The 21,704-nt window shown below is 65.7% G+C and carries 20 protein-coding genes; 13 read left to right on the forward strand and 7 right to left on the reverse strand.

From position 1 onward, the window contains the following. Positions 1 to 374: 374 nt before the first annotated feature. Entirely contained in the window at positions 375 to 794 is a 420-nt protein-coding gene (locus LWC34_RS53215) for a VOC family protein (protein WP_233734235.1), read from the forward strand. Continuing rightward, on the forward strand, positions 791 to 1,471 hold the full coding sequence (locus LWC34_RS53220; protein WP_233734236.1) for an SDR family NAD(P)-dependent oxidoreductase: 681 nt from the start codon (positions 791 to 793) through the stop codon (positions 1,469 to 1,471). Before LWC34_RS53215 ends, LWC34_RS53220 begins: the two co-directional genes overlap by 4 nt. Here LWC34_RS53220 and LWC34_RS53225 read toward each other — a convergent pair. Further along, positions 1,456 to 2,988 (reverse strand): carboxylesterase/lipase family protein, encoded by a 1,533-nt coding sequence (locus LWC34_RS53225; RefSeq protein WP_233734237.1) that lies wholly within the window; start codon positions 2,986 to 2,988, stop codon positions 1,456 to 1,458. The two genes, LWC34_RS53220 and LWC34_RS53225, sit on opposite strands and share 16 nt — an antisense overlap. Before the next feature lie 86 nt (positions 2,989 to 3,074). On the opposite strand from LWC34_RS53225, the gene LWC34_RS53230 reads away from it, so the two are divergent. Continuing rightward, positions 3,075 to 3,689, forward strand: coding sequence for a TetR/AcrR family transcriptional regulator (locus LWC34_RS53230; protein WP_233734238.1), 615 nt, complete (start codon positions 3,075 to 3,077; stop codon positions 3,687 to 3,689). A gap of 16 nt (positions 3,690 to 3,705) precedes the next feature. After that, entirely contained in the window at positions 3,706 to 4,221 is a 516-nt protein-coding gene (cpt, locus tag LWC34_RS53235; protein ID WP_233734239.1) for a chloramphenicol phosphotransferase CPT, read from the forward strand. On the opposite strand, the gene LWC34_RS53240 is transcribed toward cpt, so the two are convergent. From LWC34_RS53240 to LWC34_RS53250, 3 genes are all read right to left on the reverse strand, one after another. After that, positions 4,218 to 6,671 carry an ABC transporter permease gene (locus LWC34_RS53240; RefSeq protein ID WP_233734240.1) on the reverse strand — a complete coding sequence of 818 codons (2,454 nt, stop codon included), beginning with the start codon at positions 6,669 to 6,671 and terminating at the stop codon, positions 4,218 to 4,220. The genes cpt and LWC34_RS53240 overlap by 4 nt on opposite strands. Continuing rightward, complete coding sequence (locus LWC34_RS53245) at positions 6,671 to 7,426, reverse strand: ABC transporter ATP-binding protein (RefSeq protein ID WP_233734241.1); 756 nt, start codon at positions 7,424 to 7,426, stop codon at positions 6,671 to 6,673. Before LWC34_RS53245 ends, LWC34_RS53240 begins: the two co-directional genes overlap by 1 nt. A 152-nt stretch (positions 7,427 to 7,578) precedes the next feature. Beyond that, positions 7,579 to 8,463, reverse strand: a complete 885-nt coding sequence (locus LWC34_RS53250; RefSeq protein WP_233734243.1) for a hypothetical protein — start codon at positions 8,461 to 8,463, stop codon at positions 7,579 to 7,581. A 241-nt stretch (positions 8,464 to 8,704) separates the two neighbouring features. Here LWC34_RS53250 and LWC34_RS53255 point away from each other — a divergent pair, with 241 nt between their 5' ends. Beyond that, positions 8,705 to 11,338, forward strand: coding sequence for a valine--tRNA ligase (locus LWC34_RS53255; RefSeq protein ID WP_233734245.1), 2,634 nt, complete (start codon positions 8,705 to 8,707; stop codon positions 11,336 to 11,338). 228 nt (positions 11,339 to 11,566) lie between these two features. Here LWC34_RS53255 and LWC34_RS53260 read toward each other — a convergent pair whose 3' ends face one another. Continuing rightward, positions 11,567 to 13,042 carry a sensor histidine kinase gene (locus LWC34_RS53260; protein WP_233734246.1) on the reverse strand — a complete coding sequence of 492 codons (1,476 nt, stop codon included), beginning with the start codon at positions 13,040 to 13,042 and terminating at the stop codon, positions 11,567 to 11,569. Next, positions 13,039 to 13,737 carry a response regulator transcription factor gene (locus LWC34_RS53265; RefSeq protein WP_233734248.1) on the reverse strand — a complete coding sequence of 233 codons (699 nt, stop codon included), beginning with the start codon at positions 13,735 to 13,737 and terminating at the stop codon, positions 13,039 to 13,041. The genes LWC34_RS53260 and LWC34_RS53265 overlap by 4 nt, the downstream gene beginning before the upstream one ends. A 112-nt stretch (positions 13,738 to 13,849) precedes the next feature. On the opposite strand from LWC34_RS53265, the gene LWC34_RS53270 reads away from it, so the two are divergent. From LWC34_RS53270 to ndk, 8 genes are all read left to right on the forward strand, one after another. Further along, a complete protein-coding gene (locus tag LWC34_RS53270) occupies positions 13,850 to 15,184 on the forward strand; it encodes a ferredoxin reductase family protein (protein ID WP_233734250.1) in 1,335 nt (444 codons plus the stop codon). A gap of 15 nt (positions 15,185 to 15,199) precedes the next feature. Then, positions 15,200 to 15,643 carry an FMN-binding protein gene (locus tag LWC34_RS53275; RefSeq protein WP_233734252.1) on the forward strand — a complete coding sequence of 148 codons (444 nt, stop codon included), beginning with the start codon at positions 15,200 to 15,202 and terminating at the stop codon, positions 15,641 to 15,643. Beyond that, complete coding sequence (locus LWC34_RS53280; RefSeq protein ID WP_233734254.1) at positions 15,643 to 16,380, forward strand: FAD:protein FMN transferase; 738 nt, start codon at positions 15,643 to 15,645, stop codon at positions 16,378 to 16,380. The genes LWC34_RS53275 and LWC34_RS53280 overlap by 1 nt, the downstream gene beginning before the upstream one ends. A gap of 221 nt (positions 16,381 to 16,601) precedes the next feature. Further along, the gene (locus tag LWC34_RS53285; RefSeq protein ID WP_233734256.1) at positions 16,602 to 16,901 is read left to right on the forward strand and encodes a hypothetical protein; all 300 of its coding nucleotides are present in this window, start codon (positions 16,602 to 16,604) and stop codon (positions 16,899 to 16,901) included. Between the two features lie 165 nt (positions 16,902 to 17,066). Beyond that, the gene (gene folC / locus LWC34_RS53290; RefSeq protein ID WP_233734258.1) at positions 17,067 to 18,428 is read left to right on the forward strand and encodes a bifunctional tetrahydrofolate synthase/dihydrofolate synthase; all 1,362 of its coding nucleotides are present in this window, start codon (positions 17,067 to 17,069) and stop codon (positions 18,426 to 18,428) included. Next, complete coding sequence (locus LWC34_RS53295; protein WP_233734260.1) at positions 18,425 to 18,796, forward strand: DUF4233 domain-containing protein; 372 nt, start codon at positions 18,425 to 18,427, stop codon at positions 18,794 to 18,796. Before folC ends, LWC34_RS53295 begins: the two co-directional genes overlap by 4 nt. Before the next feature lie 34 nt (positions 18,797 to 18,830). Continuing rightward, on the forward strand, positions 18,831 to 20,363 hold the full coding sequence (locus LWC34_RS53300) for an alkaline phosphatase D family protein (protein ID WP_233734262.1): 1,533 nt from the start codon (positions 18,831 to 18,833) through the stop codon (positions 20,361 to 20,363). 44 nt (positions 20,364 to 20,407) lie between these two features. Continuing rightward, positions 20,408 to 20,818, forward strand: a complete 411-nt coding sequence (gene ndk, locus LWC34_RS53305) for a nucleoside-diphosphate kinase (protein ID WP_233734264.1) — start codon at positions 20,408 to 20,410, stop codon at positions 20,816 to 20,818. Positions 20,819 to 21,038: 220 nt separating this feature from the next. On the opposite strand, the gene LWC34_RS53310 is transcribed toward ndk, so the two are convergent. Further along, complete coding sequence (locus LWC34_RS53310; RefSeq protein ID WP_233734266.1) at positions 21,039 to 21,479, reverse strand: hypothetical protein; 441 nt, start codon at positions 21,477 to 21,479, stop codon at positions 21,039 to 21,041. Positions 21,480 to 21,704: the final 225 nt, after the last annotated feature.

The raw sequence follows: 21,704 nt of genomic DNA on the forward strand, positions 1-21,704 counted from the left end.
AGAACGCGCCACGCCGAGTTCCTCGGTGCGGCGCGTTCTCGCGTTCGAGGCGGATGTCTGAGTGGACCGGCCCGCTCACGCTGGGCCGAGCGATCAGCTCAGTTCGCCGAGACTGCCCCAACCCATCGCGACTACCTGAGCTTTCGCGAGTCCACTCGGAGCCGGGGCAGGTTGTCTGGTTCTCGCTCGACCTCCGGTTCTCGGTCGGCTTGCTGGCCCCTTGGTTCCGGCTGGGCTCGCCTGACCCTCGATTCCCGCTCGGCTCGCCCGCAAGGTTCTGGCCGGATCCACCTCTTTCTTCTCCGGCGGCGTCGTGCGCCACATCTATTGTCTGAATGTTGACATTAGGTTTTTCGCGAGCCAGGGTTGCGGGTATGACCCGTCCTGGATTTCATCTTGCTATTCCCGTTGATGACCTGGTCAAAGCCCGGGAGTTCTATGGCGGCGTGCTCAAGCTCGAGGAGGGACGGTCCGCTGAGGCTTGGGTGGACTGGAACTTCTACGGCCACCAGGTCGTCACCCACGTTGTGCCTGGCGCACGCGGCGACAGCGGCCGTAACCCGGTCGACGGTCACGACGTGCCTGTGCCGCACTTCGGCTTGATCCTGCCGATTCCGGAGTTTCACGTGCTCGCGGACCGGCTGCGCGCGGTGGGGACGGAGTTCGTGATCGAGCCGTATCTGCGGTTCGAGGGTGAGCCTGGCGAGCAGTGGACCATGTTCTTCCGTGATCCGGCTGGCAATGCGCTTGAGTTCAAGGCGTTCAAGGACGAGTCGCAGGTGTTCGCCAAGTGACCAGGGGAGTGCTGGTCACCGGCGGTTCACGGGGCATCGGCGCGGCGATCGCGGACGCGTTCCGGGACAAGGGTGACAAGGTGGTCGCCTTGTCCTCCGCGGACGCGGACCTCGCTGACCCTGATGCGATCGAACGCGCCGTTTCCTCCGCCGCTGAAACCCTTGGCGGCATTGACGTTCTGGTGAACAACGCGGGCCTGGTCGAGCTGGGCTCGGTGCACGATCTGTCCTATGCGGACTGGCGGTCCTTGTGGCAGCGCACGTTCGCGGTCAACGTGTTCGGCGCGGCCAACATGTCCTTCCTTGTCGCCCAGCACATGATTGGCCGTGACGTCCGAGGCCGGATCATCAACGTCGGTTCTCGTGGTGCGTTCCGAGGTGAACCGGACATGCCTGCTTACGGTGCGAGCAAGGCAGCGCTGCACTCGCTCGGCCAATCGCTTGCGGTTTCCCTTGCACCACATGGGATTGCCGTCACGTCGGTGGCGCCGGGATTTGTCGCCACCGACCGTGTCGCCGACATGGTGACCGACGATGTCCGGCGTCAGAGTCCGTTCGGCAGGGTCGCTCGGCCGGAGGAGATCGCGGCCGCGGTGCTCTACCTGGCGTCCTCTGACGCGGAGTGGGCGTCAGGCACGGTTGTCGATCTGAATGGCGCCTCCTACCTGCGGACCTGAGGAATCGTTGCCCACAGACCACAGTTGTGCGTGGCTGCGAGGTCGACCCGCGCCGGGGAGCCAGGTGTGCTAGTCAGCGAGATGGTCGCGGGATAGCGCGGCCACACGTCGTGGCCAGCGGGTTTGCCGGTGCGGGCGAACGTCGTCCAGTAACGGATCATGCGGTCGGACAGGCTGTTGTACGGCTTGCCGTACTCGGGGAACAGGTACGGCAAGTCCGACGCATGGGGTGCGCCTGGTGGGAATGACAGGCCCGGCATTGGCGGGCTGGGCTCGGCGAACTCGTACGACCACGCGCCCAAGTCCTTGTTGCGTTGTGCTGTCGGGCAAGCGAAGAGGACGTCTGTCGTCACGGCAACCCAGGCTTGGCTTGGTGAAACGTAGTGGTCCACCGGGTACTGCTGGGCGACTCGGGTCGAGTCGTCCCCGAATGCGGTGTGCAGGAGCACATCGTATTGTTCTCTGGTGATGCGCTTGTTGTCGTTGAGGTCGTAGAAAATCATCGCCGCGTAGGTCATCTCGTCCTTGGTGATACCGGAGATTACGGGCACTTTGTGAACACGTCCTGCCGCGATCGCCGCGTCAGGATCCTGTGGCAGCACGGCATTGCCATACGTCGGCGACATGAATTCGTTGTGCTTGACCAATAACTCCTCCTTGGTCAATCCACGCAGGCAAACGATGTCCGTGCACCCCAAGTCCTTCGCCACCTTGACGCCGTCGGATTGACGTTGCGCCGTCGGCATCCACTGCCGGAACGGGTCCAGACCTGGGAACATGGCGCCTGCGGGCACGGTTCCCGTGCACGGTGCGCTCATCAGGATGACCCGGTGGAACAGCCCAGCGGCGGATGGCGACGCCAGGTGTCCGCAGGCGCTCTTGCCACCCGCGGACTCCCCGGCCAGGGTGACATTGCCCGGGTCGCCGCCGAACCGGGAGATGTTGCGCCGCACCCACCGGAGTGCGGCTTGCTGATCTTCCAGTGCGAACCCGCCAGACCCGGTCAATCCCGGATACGTGAAGAGGCCGAAGATCCCGAGTCGATAGTTCACTGTCACCACAACGACATCGCCGCTCACGGCCATGCGTCGTGCGTCGTAGTCGCTGCCAGCTTCGTTAAGGAATCCCCCGCCGTGTACCCAGACGACCACAGGCTTGTACTTGCCCGGATGGCGGGGTGCCGTCACGTTGAGAAACAGGCAGTCCTCGGCCGAGGGTTCCTGATTGCCTTGGGGCGGAGTCAGTTGGGCGCAACGGGCTCCTGGTTTTGTGGCATCACGTGTGCCAGTCCACGGCACGGGTGGCTGTGGTGAGCGCCAGCGCAGCTCGCCCACGGGCGCCGCCGCATACGGAATTCCTTGGAACAGATGGTAATCCGGTGTCTCGCTACCTCTTAACCATCCACTTTCGACACGTACGGCCTGGTGCTGTGTCTCCGACGCTGCCGGTGTGCCCGATGCCGCGGTTATCGCGGCCAGTGCGGCTACGGACGAGACGAGTCGCTTCCCCCATCGCACGGTGAACCTCCAATGCGGTCGTTCGGTCAAATCAAGTCAACCGTATCGAAATGCTAGCGGCAGAGCAATACGGGTATATTGAGAAGGTGGTCAGCCAGCGAACTCGTGGTGTCGGCGCGGCCCACGACGAGCGGCAGCACCAGATCGTCGACGCCGTGCTCGAGCTGATCGCCGAGCAAGGCCTTGACGGCATCAGCCTGCGCGACGTGGCAGCCAAGGCGGACGTGTCGCTCGGCCGGGTCCAGCACTACTTCCGGACCAAAGACCAGATGCTTCAGGCCGCCTTCCAGCGCGTGACCGAGCTCGGCGCCGCCCTGGTCGATCAGCGCCTCGCTGACGCGGGCGACTCATCGCCACGAACCGTCATCCGCGCCATCGCGGCTGAACTGCTGCCCATCGACGACCTGCACCGGCATGCCCTTCAGGTCGGTATGGCCTTCACGGCTCGTGCTGTTGTCGCCGAACACTTCGCTGCCCGGCTGCAGACCGGTTATGGCGAACTGCGTGATCTCCTTGCCGTCATGCTCACCACGGCCCGCACCGGTGGCGCGACTCGACCTGACCTCGACCCCCAGCATGAGGCCCACGTGTTGCTCGGCCTGATCGATGGGCTCGCTACCCAAACCCTGATCGGGCATCACACGCCTGAGACGGCGCTGGCCGTCGTGGACACATATCTCGATCGCATCTTCACCACATAGTTCCTACTGTCGTGGCGTGACTCAGGTGATCGTGCTCAACGGCGGCTCCAGCTCAGGTAAGTCCGGGATTGCCCGCTGCCTGCAGGCAGTCCTGCCTGAGCCGTGGCTTTCACTCAGCGTGGACACCCTTGTCGATGCGTTGCCTGCAACCAAATCGGTCATCCAGTTCGCCGCTGACGGGGACGTGTCGGTCGGTACGGAGTTCCGGCAGCTGGAGGAGGCATGGATGGCGGGTGTCGCCGCGATGGTGCGGGCGGGCGCTCGGATCATCGTCGATGACGTCTTTCTCGGTGGCACGGCCTCCCAGCAACGGTGGCAGAAGGCCTTGGACGGACTGGATGTCTTGTGGGTCGGAGTCAGGTGTGACAGCGAGGTCGCGGCGGGCCGTGAGATCGCACGCGGAGACCGAGTGACAGGAATGGCGGCCTCCCAGTCCGACGCCGTTCACCATGGCGTTGTCTACGACGTGGAAGTGGACACCACTCACACCGAATCCCTCGTGTGCGCACGGACTATCGCTGCCCGTGTCTAGGTCGTCGCGATGGCCGCCAGCACGTCCGTCCGGGATGCTCGACGCGCGGGCCACAGGGCTGCCAGGACGCCGACGATGATCATGCCGACGAGTGCGGCGCCGATGATTCCGTACGGAACCGAGAAGTCCCATAGTGATTGGCCCATCATGGCGTGCTGCATGACCGCGCCGAACCCGACGCCGACCACGATGCCGAGCAGCCCGCCGTACGCGCAGATCACCACGCTCTCCATCCGGATCGCCCGGCGGACCAACGGCTGACTGCCACCCACGGCCCGTAGCACCCCGATCTCCCTGGTGCGTTCCATCACCGACAGCGCCAACGTGTTGACCACCCCGAACGCCGCGATGACGATCGCTGCCCCGAACAAGGCGTACATCAGCGACAGCAACAACTCGAAGCTCTCGATCGCCTCCTTGATCACCTCATCTCGATCTGTGACAACCACATCGGGCCGGTCGCGAAACGCCTGCTCGATGCCCACACGGACGGCCGCGGAATCCGGCCCAGACGCGTACACGGTGGTGACCGAGCTGTCCCGGAACTTTTCGGGGACCGTGGTCAGGTCCACATAGAACAGTGGTCTGCCCTCCATTCCCTTGTGCAGGCCGATGATCGTGGTCGTGATCGACGTGACCGGGTCGAGCGCGAGCGTCACCTGATCGCCTAATCGGGCGCCGATCATGGCGGCCTCGTTCTCGCCGACGATCGCTCCGGCTCGGACATCACCCGTCCCCGCGACGATCTCGGGTTTCACAAGGCCGTCCGGTTCGATGGCCGACATCGTCGTCGGCGATGTGGAACCGTTGTGCGTGACCTTGACGAACGCGTACCGGTCGGCGGACGCGTTCGTCACTCCTGGCACGGACCGCACTTTCTCGAGGACGTCGCTGCCGAGCGCGAGACGCTGCACCGGCGACGAGACGATGGTCGCGGTCGCCGGAACCGTGGCCTGGATGGACGAACTCAGCATCGACGTGATCGACGACCCCAAAGTGGCGAACGCGCACACCAGCGCGAGCCCGACCATCAACGCCGACGTTGTCGCCGCGGTACGCCGCGAATCCCGGACTGAATTGCGTACCCCGAGCCGTGTCGCCGGGCCACCGTGTCGGCTGAGCAACCGCCCGACCGGCCGGAGCACGGCTGTGGCGAGCACGGGCGCGAGGAACAAGATCCCGAGCCACACGGCGATGCCGCCACCCATTGCCACCACGCGTTCTGTGGTCGACAGATCGTTTCGCAGTGTCAGGGCGATGGCGATGACACCGGACGTCACAGCCACGAGACCGAGGACGGTCCGCGTGACGAGAGACCGTGGGGCGAACGAACCGTCGCTGCGCAGAGCGGCGACCGGCGCTACCTCCGCCGCTCGGCGTGCCGAGGTGTACGCAGCGATCATGGTGACCAGTACGCCGACCGCGTAGCCGACCAGGATGCTGGTGGGCGACACCGAAAGCGTGATCCCGTCGCTGTCGGAGGCCACCAAGCCGAGTAAGCCGAGCCCGATCCCGAGCGCAACGCCTAACGTCGAACCGATCCACCCCAGCACACCGGCCTCGACCAGCACCGCGTTGCGCACCTGCCGACGGGTCCCGCCGATCGCACGCAGCAGCGCCAATTGCCGCGTTCGTTGTGTCACCAGCATGGCGAAGGTGTTGGCGATGACGAACATCCCTGCCAGCAAAGACACGGCGGCGAAACCCAGCAGGGTCTCTCGCTGGGACTGAGCCGACTCGTCCGCTCTGGCCTCAGCCTGCGCAGTCAGGTCCGCGCCAGTCGCGACAGTGCGCAGGTCCGGATCGACGAGGTCACGTGCGCTTGCCGCGATCGCATCCACGTTCGCACCCTGCCGGGCAGTCAGCTCGACTCGCGTGAAGCCGCTGCGCAGTACTGCTGAGTCTCCGAACGCAACACCCGGCACAGGTTCGCCGAGCGGCCGATACCAGTACAGGCCGGACACTGTCGTATCGACGGATCGCCCGTCGGACAACAGAATCCGGGTCTTGTCGCCGACCGCGCGGTTGGCTTCCTTGGCCTGTGCTTCTGCCAGTGCCACCTCGCCTGGACCGGGTGCCCGGCCCGAGGTCAGGGCGAACCGAGCTGAGGAGTCCCAGCCCGTGCCTGCCTTGTCGGGGCGCGCCGAGACGAGTTTGCCATCCGCACGGATCAGGCCCGCGTACCCGAACGACACCCCGGAAGCAGTTGCCACACCGGGGATCGAGGCGAGGCGGTCCTTGTCGGCCACAGTCAGCTCGGGCGCCTCGTCGGCGATCTGAACCGACACACTCACGTCGCCGCGGACATCCTCGCCGCGGATTGTTTCCGCGGCTGAATCCGAGACAACCCATGTGGCCACGACAAAAGCCACACCCAACGTGATCGCGACGAGTGTCATCGCGACCCTTCCTTTGTGCGCGCGCAGATCACGCAGCATCGCGCGAAGCATCAGACAACTACTTTCTCGAGGTCTTTCATCCGGTCAAGGACACGGTCGGCGGTCGGGTCGGCCAGTTCACCGACCACGCGGCCATCGGCGAGGAACAGAACGCGGTCGGCGTAGGCGGCCGCCGTCGGTTCGTGCGTCACCATCACCACGGTCTGGCCCAGTTGGTCCACACTGCGACGTAAGAACCCGAGGACATCCGCCGAGGACTTGGAGTCCAACGCGCCGGTCGGCTCGTCGGCGAAGACCACCTCAGGTTTGGTGATCAGCGCGCGGGCACACGCGACCCGCTGCTGCTGACCACCGGACAACTGGCTGGGTTTGTGGCCAAGGCGGTGCCGCAGCCCGATCCCGTCGATCACCGCGTCGGCGAACGCCTGGTCCGGCCGCCGCCCGGCCAAATCCAGCGGCAGCACGATGTTCTCCCACGCGGTCAGCGTCGGCAGCAGGTTGAATGCCTGGAACACGAACCCGACCCGGTCCCGGCGTAAAGCAGTGAGCCGCGCGTCGGACAACGAAGACGTCTCTATATCGCCGATGAACACCTGGCCGCTGGTCGGCTTGTCCAGTCCGGCGAGGCAGTGCAGGAGCGTGGACTTGCCGGACCCGGATGGACCCATGATCGCGGTGAACCGCTCGCGCGGAAACCCAACTGTCACGTTGTCGAGCGCGGTAACCGTTACGTCGCCAGGAGATCCGGCTCCGTATACTTTGGACAGTGAGGTGGCGTGGATCGCCGGTGTCGTTGATTTCTGCACGCCGTCAACGGTCCCGGATCGCGGCTCGTGGCACATCTGCCTGGAGACAGATCTTCCATCTCTATCTCAAGACTGATGCGCCGAGCGGCGCTCCGCCCTACGGTTGATCGTGCGGGCCAGTCCACCAGCGCATCAGTAACCGGTGGCGAGCATCAGCCGCACGTGGTCTGTGAGGGCAGGTCGGCGCTGGGATCGAAATAGGCGGTTCGATCCTCGCTCTGATCACTTCCCTCGCCGTCACGCCGCTGGCTGTAGGCGGGCGCGAGATAACCGGCCTGTAGCGCGTCGCAACCCATGGAATAGGTGAACCCGTGTGAACGAGAAGCCCAAACTCCCCGGCTCGTCGCTGCGTACTTGTCACCCAGCACCGAGTAGTCCACGTCCCATCGGCCGACGGCGACGATGTCCATCGCATTTCGCAGCCGGTCCGGCTCACTGGTGTCGAACGCATACGCGAATACGTAGTTCGTGTGCACCACCAACTCGCCCGGCTTGTTGCCCTGCTCGGCCCACATCCGGCCGCGCACCTTGGGCTCGGCGGGCAGCAGCCGGAACCCCGTGGCGAGCCTGGTGGCATACGCGTGCGCCTCATGCGGTTCGTCGGCGAAGACCGGACGCATTTTCCGCTGTGAGTCCTTGGCCAGCAGCTTGAGATACCGCTCGACGTCGTGCTGTTCGAGGACGGCGCGATCCAACCTGGAGGTGATCAATACCTGGCGAACCTGCGCGTACGCGTCCTTCACTTGTTGCGCGTTGAACGGGCCGACAGCCTGCGCTGGTGGCGCGACGATGCCCTCCGCGCCGTCCGACCAGTCCGCGGCAGGCGTCCCGAGGAACGGCCGATTGAAGTCGACTTGAACTGGTGGTGCCGCCGCTTTCACGTCGACTGTTCTCGGCTCAGCCGTACCCGTCACTTCGTTGAAAGCGACAATCCCGGCCACGACCGCTACGCCCACACTGAGCATGGCGACCTTGGCGCGGTAGCGCTTGAAAAACGAACGTGTTGAAGTGGCGTCGTGTTGTGGGTCCTCGGGCATGTCTCCCTCGCGCGTGCTCGCGGAGAACAGTGTGCCCGGCAGCCCCGTGGTGTACCCACACCGGACCTGCCGAGACTAGCCTGAATACGGTGCGTGAAACCAGTGGTTACGCGTAGTGGCCCGGGTGCGCTGAGTCACAATGCGTGGTCGTCGGCTGACGAGCAGCCAGGGAAGTCACCCGTTCGTATGAGTAGGCAATGCGGGTGAAAGCGTTCCAGCGCGGTTCGTAAACTTTGTCACCGTGACCGAGACAGCCATTCCCCAGCCAACTACCGATCTTCCGGCCGCGTTCGCGCCCGAGAAGGTAGAGGGAAGGCTGTACCAGCGATGGGTAGAGGCCGGCTACTTCGAAGCAGACGCCTCGTCGGACAAGCCGCCGTTCACCATTGTGCTGCCGCCACCGAACGTGACGGGCAGTCTGCACATGGGCCACGCGCTGGACCACACGCTGATGGACGCCATGTCTCGGCGCCGCCGGATGCAGGGTTACGAGGTGCTCTGGCTGCCTGGCATGGACCACGCGGGCATCGCGACACAGAACGTCGTGGAGCGCTCGCTCGCCGAGAAGGAGGGCGTGTCCCGGCACGACCTGGGCCGTGACGAGTTCGTGGCGCGGGTCTGGGAGTGGAAGGACGAGTACGGCGGCCGGATCCTCGGCCAGATGCGCAGGCTCGGCGACGGCGTCGACTGGAGCCGTGAGCGCTTCACCATGGACGAGGGCCTGTCCAAGGCTGTGCAGACCGTCTTCAAGAAGATGTACGACGACGGCCTGATCTACCGCGCGGAACGGATCATCAACTGGTGCCCGCGGTGTCAGACGGCGCTGTCGGACATCGAGGTGGAGCACTCCGAGGACGAGGGCGAGCTCGTCTCGATCCGGTATGGCGACGGCGACGAGTCGATCGTCGTGGCGACCACGCGTGCCGAAACCATGCTCGGCGACACCGCGGTGGCCGTGCACCCCGAGGACGAGCGCTACCGGCACCTGATCGGCAAGGAGATCCCGCTGCCGCTGACCGACCGCCGCATCCCGGTGGTCGCCGACGAGCACGTGGACCCCGAGTTCGGTACGGGTGCGGTGAAGGTGACGCCGGCGCACGACCCGAACGACTTCGAGATCGGCCAGCGGCACAACCTGCCGTCGATCACGATGATGAACGAGCGCGCCGTGGTCGTCGTGAAGGGCCCGTTCGAGGGGCTCGACCGGTTCGAGGCCAGGCCCGCCGTTGTCGCCGCGCTGCGTGAGCAGGGCCGGATCGTCGCGGAGAAGCGGCCGTACCTGCACTCGGTCGGACACTGCTCGCGGTGCGACACCGTCATCGAGCCGCGGCTGTCGATGCAGTGGTGGGTCAAGGTCGAGCCGTTGGCACGCGCGGCCGGTGACGCCGTGCGGGACGGCCGGACCACGGTCCACCCGCCGGAGTTGGCCAAGCGCTACTTTGACTGGGTCGACAACATGCACGACTGGACCATCTCCCGCCAGCTGTGGTGGGGGCACCGGATCCCGGTCTGGTACGGCCCGAACGACGAGGTCGTGTGCGTCGGACCGGACGAGCAGCCGCCATCAGGCGAAGGCTGGACGCAGGACCCGGACGTGCTCGACACGTGGTTCTCCTCGGGCCTGTGGCCGATCTCCACGCTGGGCTGGCCGGACAACACCATCGACCTGAAACGGTTCTACCCGACCAGCGTGCTGTGCACCGGCTACGACATCCTGTTCTTCTGGGTCGCCCGGATGATGATGTTCGGCCTGTACGCGATGGACGGCGTCCAGCCGTTCGACCAGCTGTACCTGCACGGACTGATCCGCGACCAGTTCGGTAAGAAGATGTCCAAGTCACGCGGCAACGTGATCGACCCGTTGGAGTGGCTCGACCGCTACGGCGCCGACGCGCTGCGCTTCACCTTGGCCCGCGGCGCCAACCCCGGCAGTGACATGGCATTGGCGGAGGAGTGGGCGTCCGGTTCACGCAGCTTCGTCACCAAGCTCTGGAACGCCAGCCGGTTCGCCCTGATGAACGGCGCGACGACCGCGGTGCCGGTGCCCGACCGTGACGAGCTGACCGACGCCGACCGCTGGATCCTGGACCGCCTGGACAACGTCGTGTCCGAGGTCGACGGCCTGTTCGAGGACTTCCAGTTCGCCAAGCTGTGCGATGCGCTCTACCACTTCACCTGGGACGAGTTCTGCGACTGGTACCTGGAACTGGCCAAGGTCCAGATCGCCGAAGGGCGCGAAGAAGCCACCCGCGCGGTGCTCGGGCACGTGCTCGACGCGTTGCTGCGGCTGCTGCACCCGATCATCCCGTTCGTCACCGAGGAACTGTGGACCGCGCTGACCGGCGGCGAGTCCGTCGTGATCGCCTCGTGGCCGTCCGCGAGCGGCGCGGCGACGGATGCCGGTGCGGCGCAGCGAATCGAAGGCGTGCAGAAGCTGATCACCGAGATCCGACGCTTCCGCAACGACCAAGGCCTGAAGCCAGGCCAGAAGGTCAACACCCGGCTGACGGGCGTTGAGGCGGCCGGGCTGTCGGCTCACCAGAGCGCCGTGGCCACGTTGGCACGGTTGACCGAGCCGGAGGACGGGTTCTCCGCCAGTGCCTCCCTGGAGGTCTCGCTGCCAGGCGGATCCTCCGTCGTGGTCGAACTGGACCTGTCCGGTGCCGTGGACATCGAGGCCGAGCGCAAGCGGCTGACCAAGGACCTCGCGGTCGCTCAGAAAGACCTCGCCCAGTGCGAGGCCAAACTGAACAACCCGAAGTTCACCGAGAAAGCCCCGGCCGACGTGGTCGACAAGATCAAGGTCCGCCGCGAGGCCGCCCTCGCCGACATCGACCGGATCAACGCCCGGCTGAGTGCCCTGCCTACCGCCTGAGTTCGCTGTCGGCTGCCACCAGGTGCCAGTTGCTTGGTGGCAAAGCCGATGGCAGCCACCGAGGCTCGGCGGACTGGTTGCGTTAGGCCAGGCACAGCAGCCTAGCGGCGTGGCCCGATACGCTTGGCTGGCGCACAATGATATCCGGCGCGCCGGTGGCCGATTGACCTTCGGGTGGGCGGCCTTCTGGCGCGCAGGGTGCCCTGCGATGTTGCCGGAGGTGGTGCGTCATCGGCTCCAGGGTGAGGTGTGTTCCTGTGGCACACCATCGGATTCTGGCTTGGGCCGCTGGGTTGGGCGGTCGGGTGTGGCGGTTTTCCTCAACGGGCTCAACGAGATGATGAAGGTTGTCCGGCCGGGTGAGCTCAACAAATTCACCGTTCCGCCGTGTGCGCTCACAATCGAGTGCACGATCGAGAGGCCGAGGCCGGTGCCGCCGCCAATGCTTCGGTTTCGGGAGTCGTCGATTCGGTAGAACCTGTCGAAGATCCGGCCTTGGTGTTCCGGCGGGATTCCTGGCCCTGTGTCGCTTACCGTCATCACCGCGTCCGCGCTGACCCTCAGTTCGACCTCGGTTCCCGCGGGCGTGTGGCGGGCGATGTTCGTGAGCAGGTTGTCCAGGACTTGGCGCAGCCGCATCCCGTCGCCTTGGATCAGCACCCGGCTGGGGGCGTCGAAGTCCAGTGGGAAGTCCGGGTGTGCGGCCACGAATGCTTGTGCCGCCGCCGAAGCGACCTCGACAAGGTCCACTTCTTCCTGCCGCAGCGGGGTTTCCGAGTCCAGCCTGGCCAGCAGTAGCAGGTCGTCCACGAGGACGCTCATTCGCTCTGTCTCTTCGCGGATTTTCGCGAGGTGGGCTTCGCGTTCCGCTGGTTCGTTCGCTGCCGCGTACCGGAAAAGGTCCGCGTAGCCGCGGATCGAGGTCAAGGGGGTGCGCAGTTCGTGCGAGGCGTCCGCGATGAATCGGCGCAGTCGTTGTTCCGCCGCCGTTCGAGCTGCCAGGGAGGAGTCGATGTGGTCGAGCATCACGTTGAATGACGTTCGAAGCTCTTCCACCTCCGGGCCTCCGCCTTGTCCCTGTGCGCGGACTGGCAGGTGGCTTGAGTCCGTCAGGTCGTGGGAGGTGATGTCGTGCGCGGTCGACGCCATGTCGCTGAGCGGGCGCAGGCCTCTTCGGAGTACGAGTCGGCCTGCGACGACCAGGACTACCAGTGCTGCCGCGAACGTTCCGACCGACAGGATGATCAGCCAACGAACCGTGCTGTTCATGTCGGTGATGGGAGCGGCGGTGACCAGGATGTCGCCGCTGGCGATCGGGGTCGCGCGCAGCCGGGCCGGGCCGACTCCGTGAATGAAGATCGTTTGGTACAGCTGTGCCGCGTGCTGCCTCACCACGTTGTCCGCTAACCGCGTGAATTCGTCGCGGTCCTGCAGCGGAGGCAGTGGTGCGTCGGCTATCTGGGAAAGGGTGCCGTTGTTCGGGTGGTACACCAGCTGCTGCCAGTCAGGGGGTGCTTTCCACTTTCCCCGATAGTTCGCCTGGTCGTGCTGTATCCGCTGGAGTTGGTTGTCCTGCTGGCGCGACAGGTAGTCACGCGTGCTCGTCACAAGCACTGTGCCGACGATTCCGAAGACGATCAGTGACAACACGCCCAGCGCCAGGGCCAGGCGTGTGCCAAGCGGGGTGCGTTGCCAGCGGTTCATCCCGTTGGCCGCCGCACGACGTAACCCACGCCGCGCACGGTGTGCAGCAACGGCTCGTGGCCGTCGTCGATCTTCCGGCGCAAATGTGACACGACCAATTCGACCACATTGGACCGGCCACCGAAATCGTATTCCCACACGTGATCGAGAATCTGTGCTTTCGTCAGCACCGCCGGTGACCGGCGCATCAGGTAGCGCAACAGCTCGAACTCCGTCGGCGTCAACGACACCGTCACGCCCGCGCGCTTCACCTCTCGGGTGTCCTCGTCCATCGTCAGGTCGCCGACTTCGAGCACGGAACGCTTCCATGCTGGGCCGTTGCTTCGGCGCAGGACCGCGCGCAGGCGGGCCATCAGTTCTTCCACCGAGAACGGCTTGACCAGGTAGTCGTCGCCGCCTCGGGTCAGGCCCGCGATCCGGTCGGCCGTCGCGTCCTTCGCCGTCAGGAAGACCACGGGCACCATCGCGCCGGTCGCGCGCAGGCTGTCCAGCACGGTGAACCCGTCCACATCGGGCAGCATCAGGTCGAGCACCACGATGTCGGGGCCGAAGCTGGCTGCCTGACGCAGCGCTTCCTCACCCGTCCCGGCCGTCACCGCGTTCCAGCCTTCGTAACGGGCGACGGTGGCGACCAGGTCGGCGATGTGCGGTTCGTCGTCAACCACGAGCAACCGCACCGGGCTCTTCTTGTTCACACACTCAATGGTGCGGTATTCGCGCACGTCGAGCGAGGCGACCGGGCCGCCGATAGTAAGTCGACAGGTTCATGACAGGGTCGACACAGGATCGCAATCCAGTCTCGGTGGCATGACGACCCTGTCACTGACCCGGCCGCGCGTTCTCGCGCGGACCGGCCTCTATACGGTCCTGGGCGCGAATGTCGCGCTCGTCACGGTCCTGTTCGCCGATGCGGGGCCGTCGGCTGATCCGCTCATCTCGATCGGCCGCCTGCTGGGGATGTACGGCGCACTGCTGATGGCCTTCCAGCTCGTGCTGATCGCCCGGTTGTCCTGGCTGGACCGGCGGCTCGGGATGGACCGGCTGACCAGCCTGCACCGGTGGACCGGCTTCAGCGTGCTGTGGCTGCTGCTCGGGCACATGGTGTTCATCGTGTTCGGCTACGCCACCCTGTCGGACACCGGGCCGGTCGACGAGTTCGTCACGCTGGCGACCACAGTCGACGGCATCTTCCAGGCGATTGTCGCGTTCGCGTTGATCATGTTCGTCGGCGCCGCGTCAGCCCGGTTCGCCCGGCGCAAACTGGCGTACGAGACCTGGCACTTCATCCACCTCTACACCTATCTCGCGGTCGTTCTCGGTTTCTCGCACCAGATCTTCGAAGGCTCGTCTTTCGTGGGCAACGCTTTCGCCCGCGCCTACTGGTGGACGCTGTGGGGCGGCGCGCTCGCGGCCGTGCTGCTGGGTCGCGTGATTCTGCCGCTGTGGCGCAACTTCCGGCACCAGCTGCGGGTTTCCGCGGTCGTGCCCGAGTCCGATCAGGTCGTGTCGGTGTACGTCACAGGCCGCAACCTCGACCAGTTGCCTGCCAAGGCCGGTCAGTTCTTCATCTGGCGGTTCCTGACCAAGGGCCGTTGGTGGGCGGCAAATCCGTTCTCACTGTCCGCCGCGCCGGACGGAAAGTCGTTGCGGCTCACCGTCAAGGCGCTTGGTGACGGCAGTGCTTCCTTGCGTCACATCAAACCTGGCACGCGTGTGTTCGCTGAGGGCCCGTACGGCGCCTTCACCACGATGCACCAGACCAAGCAGAACGCGTTGCTGATCGCAGGAGGTGTTGGTATCACGCCGATCCGTGCGCTGCTTGAGGAAATCCACGGACACGTTGTCGTGTTCTACCGTGTGAACAAACACGATGACGCCGTGCTGCTGCAGGAACTGGACCACTTGGCGCGCTCCCGCGGCGCGGTGTTGCACCTGCTGGCTGGCCCAGTGAACGCGGTGGACGCGCACGGCAACCAGTTGCTCAGCCCCAAGAACGTGGCCGGACTGGCGCCCGATGTCTGGGACCGTGACGTGTTCGTCTGCGGCCCGCCTCCGATGACCAATGCCGTCCTGAGCTCGCTGCGTGAGCTGGGCGTGCCCCGTGAACAGATCCATGCCGAGCGCTTCAGCCTGGCTAGTTGAGAGGACCGAGAACCAATGCGTAGGGCGATTCCCGCCATCCTGCTCAGTGCCGTCGGATTCGTGTTCGTCTGGCAGTACGAACCGACCATAGCCTCGGAGTCGGTGGCGCTTCCTCCTCCCAACACCGTGCCCGCCTTGCCACCCTCGTCCAGCCAGCAGGCTGCGCCGGGCACGTCGTCCGCCCCGACCGTCGAGCAGCCACGGACCGTCAACGGGTCCGTGGAGCGCAACCGGCACGGCGTCGTCCAGGTCCAGGTCGTGTTCACCGGCGACCAGATCTCCGACGTGCGATTCCTGCAGCTGCCCAACTCCGGACCGTCCAGAATGGCCGGACCGCGCCTTGTCCAGGAAACCCTGCAGACCCAGAGCGCCGCGATCGACACCGTGTCCGGCGCGACCATGACCAGCGAGTCGTACATCACCTCGCTGCAGGCCGCGATTGACGCCAAGGGCGCCTGATGGCCGTCAACGCGGTACGCCAGGTGATGGGCCTGCCGATCTCCGTTGACCTGCGGGACGGCACCCAGCGCGACGCCGACCTGGTCTTCGACTGGCTGCACGAGGTCGATCTGCGGTTCAGCCCCTTCCGCCTTGACAGCGAGGTCACGCGGTTGGGTGACGGCAAGATCGGTGCCGACGAGATCAGCGACGATCTCCGGCACGTCCTCGCGCTGTGCGAAACGTACGAGAACCGGTCGGATGGTGTGTTCAAGGTCCTGCTCCCGGGGCGCAGACTCGACCCGAACGCCATCGTCAAGGGCTGGTCGGTGCAGCGTGCCGCGGACATGCTGCGCGCGGCCGGGCTGCGCAGGTTCTGCATCAACGCCGGTGGTGACGTGGTCACGGCCGGCGAACCGACCGATGGCCAGCCGTGGCGGGTCGGTATCCGGCACCCGGACAACGAGCACGAGGTCAGCGTCGTCCTCGGGGTTCGCAATGGCGCCGTCGCCACGTCCGCGGCCTATGAGCGAGGCAACCACATCCTGGACGGACGGACCGGGCTGCCAGCGTTCGGCCTGCTCAGCATGACCGTCCACGCACCGGACCTGACCACGGCCGACGCGGTGTCGACGGCGGCTTTCGCGATGGGCAGCGACGGCCCGCAATGGGCTGCCGGCCAGCCCGGCTGCCTCGTCTACGCGGTCGACTCGAACTACCGGGTTTTCCGGTCCCCGGAGCTGCCGGTTCTGCCGTGAAGGTCACCTTCACGGCATCTGACCCCAACACCCCGGTATAGCCGAACGCGGCCCCGTCTTTGCCCCGCCCGTAGACCTGACTGATTTTCGAGTCCAGATCCAGCAACCCCAACCGGTCGGCCCCCGCCAGCAGCGGCGTCAGCTCCGCCAAACGGGCCAGCAGCCGGGCGGAGAGTTTCTCCAGCTGAGCGACATGACCCATGCTGAACCAGCGCAGAAACGTGCCCACAGTGGACGATGCGCGGATCCCGGTGAACAACCCCGCCATTCCACCATGCCCCAGCACATCCAGATCACTGATCGAGTCCGCGCCCACGGCCATCCCCGCCACGATCGAGCTGATCTTCGCGCCCGCGTTCGCCCCCACCGAACCACCCAGCCGGACCAGCTCATCCGCCAGATCCGACAACCCCGCATCCTCGGCCAGCCGCATCACCGCCACCAGCCCCGCGTGCGACACCAATCCCGGATCGTCGAACCTCACCGACACCGCGCCACGCGTATGCGGTGCTCTCACCTAACAGATGCCCTCTCACTCGAGGTTTGTTGTTCCGTCGCAAGAACAATCATCCCAAGTCAGAGGGCATCTGCCCGTCCACGACACGACCAACCCACCAAGATCAACGGTGAATCCAGGTCTGACGCCCGTAACTCGGCCCGCACGGCGGCAACTAGACTCGGTTGACGTGACCGATCCCGACGCGCTGCAGGTTCTCCGTGAAGTCGAAGCGGAGCTGGACACCCGCTGGCCGGAAACCAAGATCGCGCCGTCGCTCGATCGCATCAAGGCCCTGATGGACGTGCTCGGCAACCCGCAGAACAGCTATCCGACCCTGCACGTCACCGGAACGAACGGCAAGACGTCGACCACCCGCATGATCGATGCCCTGCTGACCAGGATCGGTCTGCGGGTCGGCCGGTTCACCAGCCCGCACCTGCAGCTGGTGACCGAGCGGATCGCACTGGACGGCGCGCCGATCAGCCCGGAGCGCTACGTCGGGACCTACCGCGAGATCGAGCCGTATGTGTCCATGGTGGACGACGCGAGCGACGTCCGGATGAGCAAGTTCGAGGTGCTCGCCGGGATGGCGTACGCGGCGTTCGCCGAGGCCCCGGTCGAGGCCGCGGTGGTCGAGGTCGGGCTCGGCGGCGGCTGGGACGCCACCAACGTGGTCGACGCCGAGATCGCCGTGATCGGCCCGGTCGCCATCGACCACGTCGACTACCTCGGTTCCGACATCACCGGGATCGCGCGGGAGAAAGCGGGCATCATCAAGCCCGAGTCGATCGCGCTGCTGGCCGAGCAGCGGCCCGAGGTGATGCAGGTCCTGCTGGAGCGGGTGGCCGAAGTGGACGCGACGGTCGCGCGGCAGGGCTCGGAGTTCGCGGTGCTCAACCGGGATGTCGCGGTCGGCGGTCAAGTGCTGACGCTGCAAGGCCTTGGCGGCGTGTACGACGAGATCTTCCTTCCCTTGCACGGCGCACACCAGGCCGACAACGCGGTCCGCGCGCTGGCCGCGGTCGAGGCGTTCTTCGGTGCGGGCGCTGACCGTCAAATCGACGTCGAGGCGGTCCGGGAAGGCTTCGCCTCGGTTGTGGTGCCCGGCCGGATGGAGCGGATGCGTTCCGCGCCAAGCGTTTTCATCGATGCCGCGCACAACCCCCATGGCGCAGCCGCGTTGGCGGCGGCATTGGAGGACGAGTTCGCGTTCCGGCGCCTCATTGCCGTGGTCGGGATGATGGCGGACAAGGACGCCAAGGGGATTCTCGAAGCGCTCGAACCGGCGGTCACTGACATCATCCTGACGCGCAACACCTCGCCGCGCGCCATGGACGTGGACGAACTGGCCAGCATCGCGCAGGACATCTTCGGCGACGAACGGATCGTCGTCGAACCCCGGCTCGACACCGCGCTGGAAACCGCGGTGCACCTCGTCGAGGAGGTCGGCGACCCGAACGAGCCGCTGGCCGGTGGCGGGATCGTGGTCACCGGATCCGTGGTCACCGCAGGCGAGGCAAGGACTTTGTTCGGGAAGGAACCCGCATGACTGCCCCTAACCCGATGAAGGGTTTCCGCGGAGTCATGGCGGGCGCCCTGATCATCGAGGCGATCGTCGTCGCGTTGGCGCTGCTGGTCGTGCACCGCACGGCAGGCGGGCTCGCGTCGTGGAAAGGCCTGTTCGTCGGTGGGATCGTCCTGGCGCTGATCCTGACCTGCGGGCTGCTGCGGTTCTCGTGGAGCATGTTCGTCGTGATCGCCCTGCAGGTGGTCATGCTCGTCGGTTTCTTCGCACTGCCGGAACTCGGTGTGCTCGGGCTGATCTTCGGTCTGGTGTGGACGTACCTGTTCTGGTTGCGCCGGGACGTGGCCAAACGGATGGCAGAAGGACGTCTGCCAAGTCAGCAGGACAGTTAACGTGCCGTTCGTTTCCAGGGGATACAACGCCCGCATGGACAGACGAACAGTTCTGCGTGCGGGTGCGCTGAGCGCCGGTTTCCTTGTCGCTGGGGGACTTCCCGCTAACACTGCTAACGCGGCGTTGCGACGCGATCGCCCTGTGCTTACTCACGGCGTGCAGGCGGGCGACGTCACGACTGACGGTGCCCTGGTGTGGACACGGGCAGACCGCCCATCACGAATGCTCGTCGAGGTATCCACGGACCCGTCGTTCCATCACGCTCGTCGCATTCGTGGGCCGGTTCTGACTCCCGCTTCTGACGGCACGGGCAAACTCCGTGTGTGCGGGCTGCCGCCGGGATGTGAGGCGTACTACCGCGTGCGCGCCGAGGACCTCGACGGTCGCACGACGAGTGAGCCGTTGACCGGCAGTTTCCGTACAGCTCCGGTTGGTAACGCTGATGTTCGGTTCGCGTGGTCGGGAGACGTCGTGGGCCAGGGATGGGGCATCAACCCCGATATCGGCGGTATGCCTGGGTTTGCCGCGGTTGCCGCCCGTAAGCCGGATTTCTTCCTGCACAGCGGGGACACCGTGTACGCGGACAACCCGTTGGTGGAGAAGGTCACGCTGCCCGACGGGCAGGTGTGGCGCAACATCGTCACTCCGGAGAAGAGCAAGGTCGCCGAGACGCTCGCTGAGTATCGCGGCCAGTTCGCGTACAACATGCTCGACTCCAACGTACGGGCGTTGGCGGCTTCGGTGCCCAGCATCGTCCAGTGGGATGACCACGAGGTCGTCAACAACTGGTACCCGGGCGAGATCCTGGATCTGCCGCAGTACACCGAGAAGCGCGTGGATGTGTTGGCGCAGCGGGCTTTCCAGGCTTTCCACGAGTGGCAGCCGGTCGACAAAGCGCGTGCGGTCGACGGACGCGTGTACCGCAGCTTCAGCTTCGGCCGCCGTGTCGAGCTGTTCGTCTTGGACATGCGGACCTACAAGGACGCGAACACTGCTCCTCGTGACGGCGTCGGTCAGATCCTGGGTGCCCGTCAGGCTCGGTGGCTGGTCGACTCGCTCAGCCGCAGCCGCGCCACCTGGAAGATCGTGGCCGCGGACCTGCCGATCGGCCTGATCGTCCCGGACGGCGCCGACATCGAAGGCGTCGCCAACGGCCTTCCCGGCAAGCCCGGCGGCCGTGAGCACGAACTTGCGTGGGTGCTGCGCACGTTGTCGCAACGACGCGTGCGCAACGTCGTATGGCTGACGGCTGACGTGCACTACACAGCCGCGCACCATTACTCGCCGGAGCGCGCGGCCGTCGGTGACTTCGACCCGTTCTGGGAGTTCGTGTCCGGACCACTGCACGCTGGCGCGTTCGGTCCCAACACGCTCGACCCCACGTTCGGTCCGGTTGCGGAGTTCGTACACGCCCCACCGGCCGCGAACACGTCACCGTTGCTCGGTTACCAGCACTTCGGTGAGGTGTCCGTGGACGGCCGCAGCGGTGAGTTGACCGTGTGGCTACGTGACGGCCGTGGCACGTCGCTATGGACCAAGACATTGCAGCCGGAACACGCAAGTTAGTCTGCTGCCATCAAACAAACCCGCACGAAGGAGTACGGACCGCTGTGAGCGAGCGCACCCTTGTTCTGGTCAAGCCCGACGGTGTGAGCCGCGGCCTGGTCGGAGAGGTCATCTCCCGGATCGAGCGCAAGGGCCTGACCCTCGTCGCGCTCGAGCTCAAGCACGTCAGCAAGGAGCTGGCCGAGCAGCACTACGCCGAGCACGCGGAGCGGCCGTTCTTCGGCTCGCTCGTCGAGTTCATCACCGGCGGCCCGGTCGTCGCGATCGTCGTCGAGGGCGTTCGCGCGATCCCCGCGTTCCGCCAGCTGGCCGGCGGCACCGACCCGGTGGAGAAGGCCGTGCCCGGCAGCATCCGCGGTGACTACGGCACCGAGGTGCAGTACAACCTCGTGCACGGCTCGGACTCGGCCGACTCGGCCAAGCGCGAGATCGACCTCTGGTTCCCGAACCTCTGAGGCCACCACGAGTGCGTGCGAACGGTCCGTTCGCACGCACTCCACCCGTTAGAGACCCCCAAACCCCCTCTATCACTGATAGACTGGCGTGGCGGGGTGCCCCCTGGGAATGGGTGGGGGCTATACATTAGAGCTGCGCGATTTCGATCTGGGAGTTCGCGGTCTGGCGCAGGTCATGCGGCACCTGTGATGTCGCGCGTGCTCACATGGTGGCCCGGATTCAGCTGGACAGCAGTGATTCGGCTTTGTTGTTGAAACCGATCGTGCGCAGATCGGTCGAGTGGTCCAGGTAGCCGGTCGACCCGCCGCCGAAGCCGGTGTGGTCGAACAGCTTCGCGTCGCACCGTTCCCTGGTCACGAACGAGGACGTCCGGTTGCGGAACTCCCCGAGGTTGGCGGCCTGCGCGTCGACGTTGCCCGTGGACGCCGTGCACGATGAGATCTCCGAACTGCCCAGGCTGTAGGTGTCGCCGGAGTAGTTGTAACCGTCGTAGAGCCGGACCAGTTCCGTCCAGGCGGCCGTGCCCGCGGGGCGGAACGCGTCCACCTGTGCTTCCGAGCTGAAACAGGTCGCGATGTCGGCAACGCAATGCCTTGGCGCTGCCGCGGCGGCGGTACCAGCTCCCGCGAGTGCGAGTCCGCCGACGGCGGAAATTGTCATCAACGCGGTGTTCTTTTGATATCGAACATAGAAACGCGACTCCCCCCAATTTCGTGATGAATGATCGCCGAAAGTGTGTCAAGAGATGTGAAAGCATGGCACAGTCGAGTCATCGGCGCGGCCATGACATGGAAATCCGTCCTACGTAGGTATGTCGGCGTCCTGTGGCAGGACGATTCTCGGGGTGTGTGACGGTTTGTGCCGGGACGGTTCCGCCGCACCAGG

This window comes from Kibdelosporangium philippinense (assembly GCF_021390435.2).
Taxonomy (GTDB): Bacteria; Actinomycetota; Actinomycetes; order Mycobacteriales; family Pseudonocardiaceae; genus Kibdelosporangium; species Kibdelosporangium philippinense.

What these genes read in the sequence shown, in the direction of transcription:
- LWC34_RS53215 (WP_233734235.1), top strand. Translation starts at nt 375, where the DNA reads ATGACCCGTCCTGGATTTCATCTTGCTATTCCCGTTGATGACCTGGTC.
- LWC34_RS53240 (WP_233734240.1), bottom strand. Translation starts at nt 6,671, where the DNA reads ATGCTTCGCGCGATGCTGCGTGATCTGCGCGCGCACAAAGGAAGGGTC.
- LWC34_RS53250 (WP_233734243.1), bottom strand. Translation starts at nt 8,463, where the DNA reads ATGCCCGAGGACCCACAACACGACGCCACTTCAACACGTTCGTTTTTC.
- LWC34_RS53260 (WP_233734246.1), bottom strand. Translation starts at nt 13,042, where the DNA reads ATGAACCGCTGGCAACGCACCCCGCTTGGCACACGCCTGGCCCTGGCG.
- LWC34_RS53270 (WP_233734250.1), top strand. Translation starts at nt 13,850, where the DNA reads ATGACGACCCTGTCACTGACCCGGCCGCGCGTTCTCGCGCGGACCGGC.
- LWC34_RS53275 (WP_233734252.1), top strand. Translation starts at nt 15,200, where the DNA reads ATGCGTAGGGCGATTCCCGCCATCCTGCTCAGTGCCGTCGGATTCGTG.
- LWC34_RS53280 (WP_233734254.1), top strand. Translation starts at nt 15,643, where the DNA reads ATGGCCGTCAACGCGGTACGCCAGGTGATGGGCCTGCCGATCTCCGTT.
- LWC34_RS53295 (WP_233734260.1), top strand. Translation starts at nt 18,425, where the DNA reads ATGACTGCCCCTAACCCGATGAAGGGTTTCCGCGGAGTCATGGCGGGC.
- LWC34_RS53300 (WP_233734262.1), top strand. Translation starts at nt 18,831, where the DNA reads ATGGACAGACGAACAGTTCTGCGTGCGGGTGCGCTGAGCGCCGGTTTC.
- LWC34_RS53310 (WP_233734266.1), bottom strand. Translation starts at nt 21,479, where the DNA reads ATGACAATTTCCGCCGTCGGCGGACTCGCACTCGCGGGAGCTGGTACC.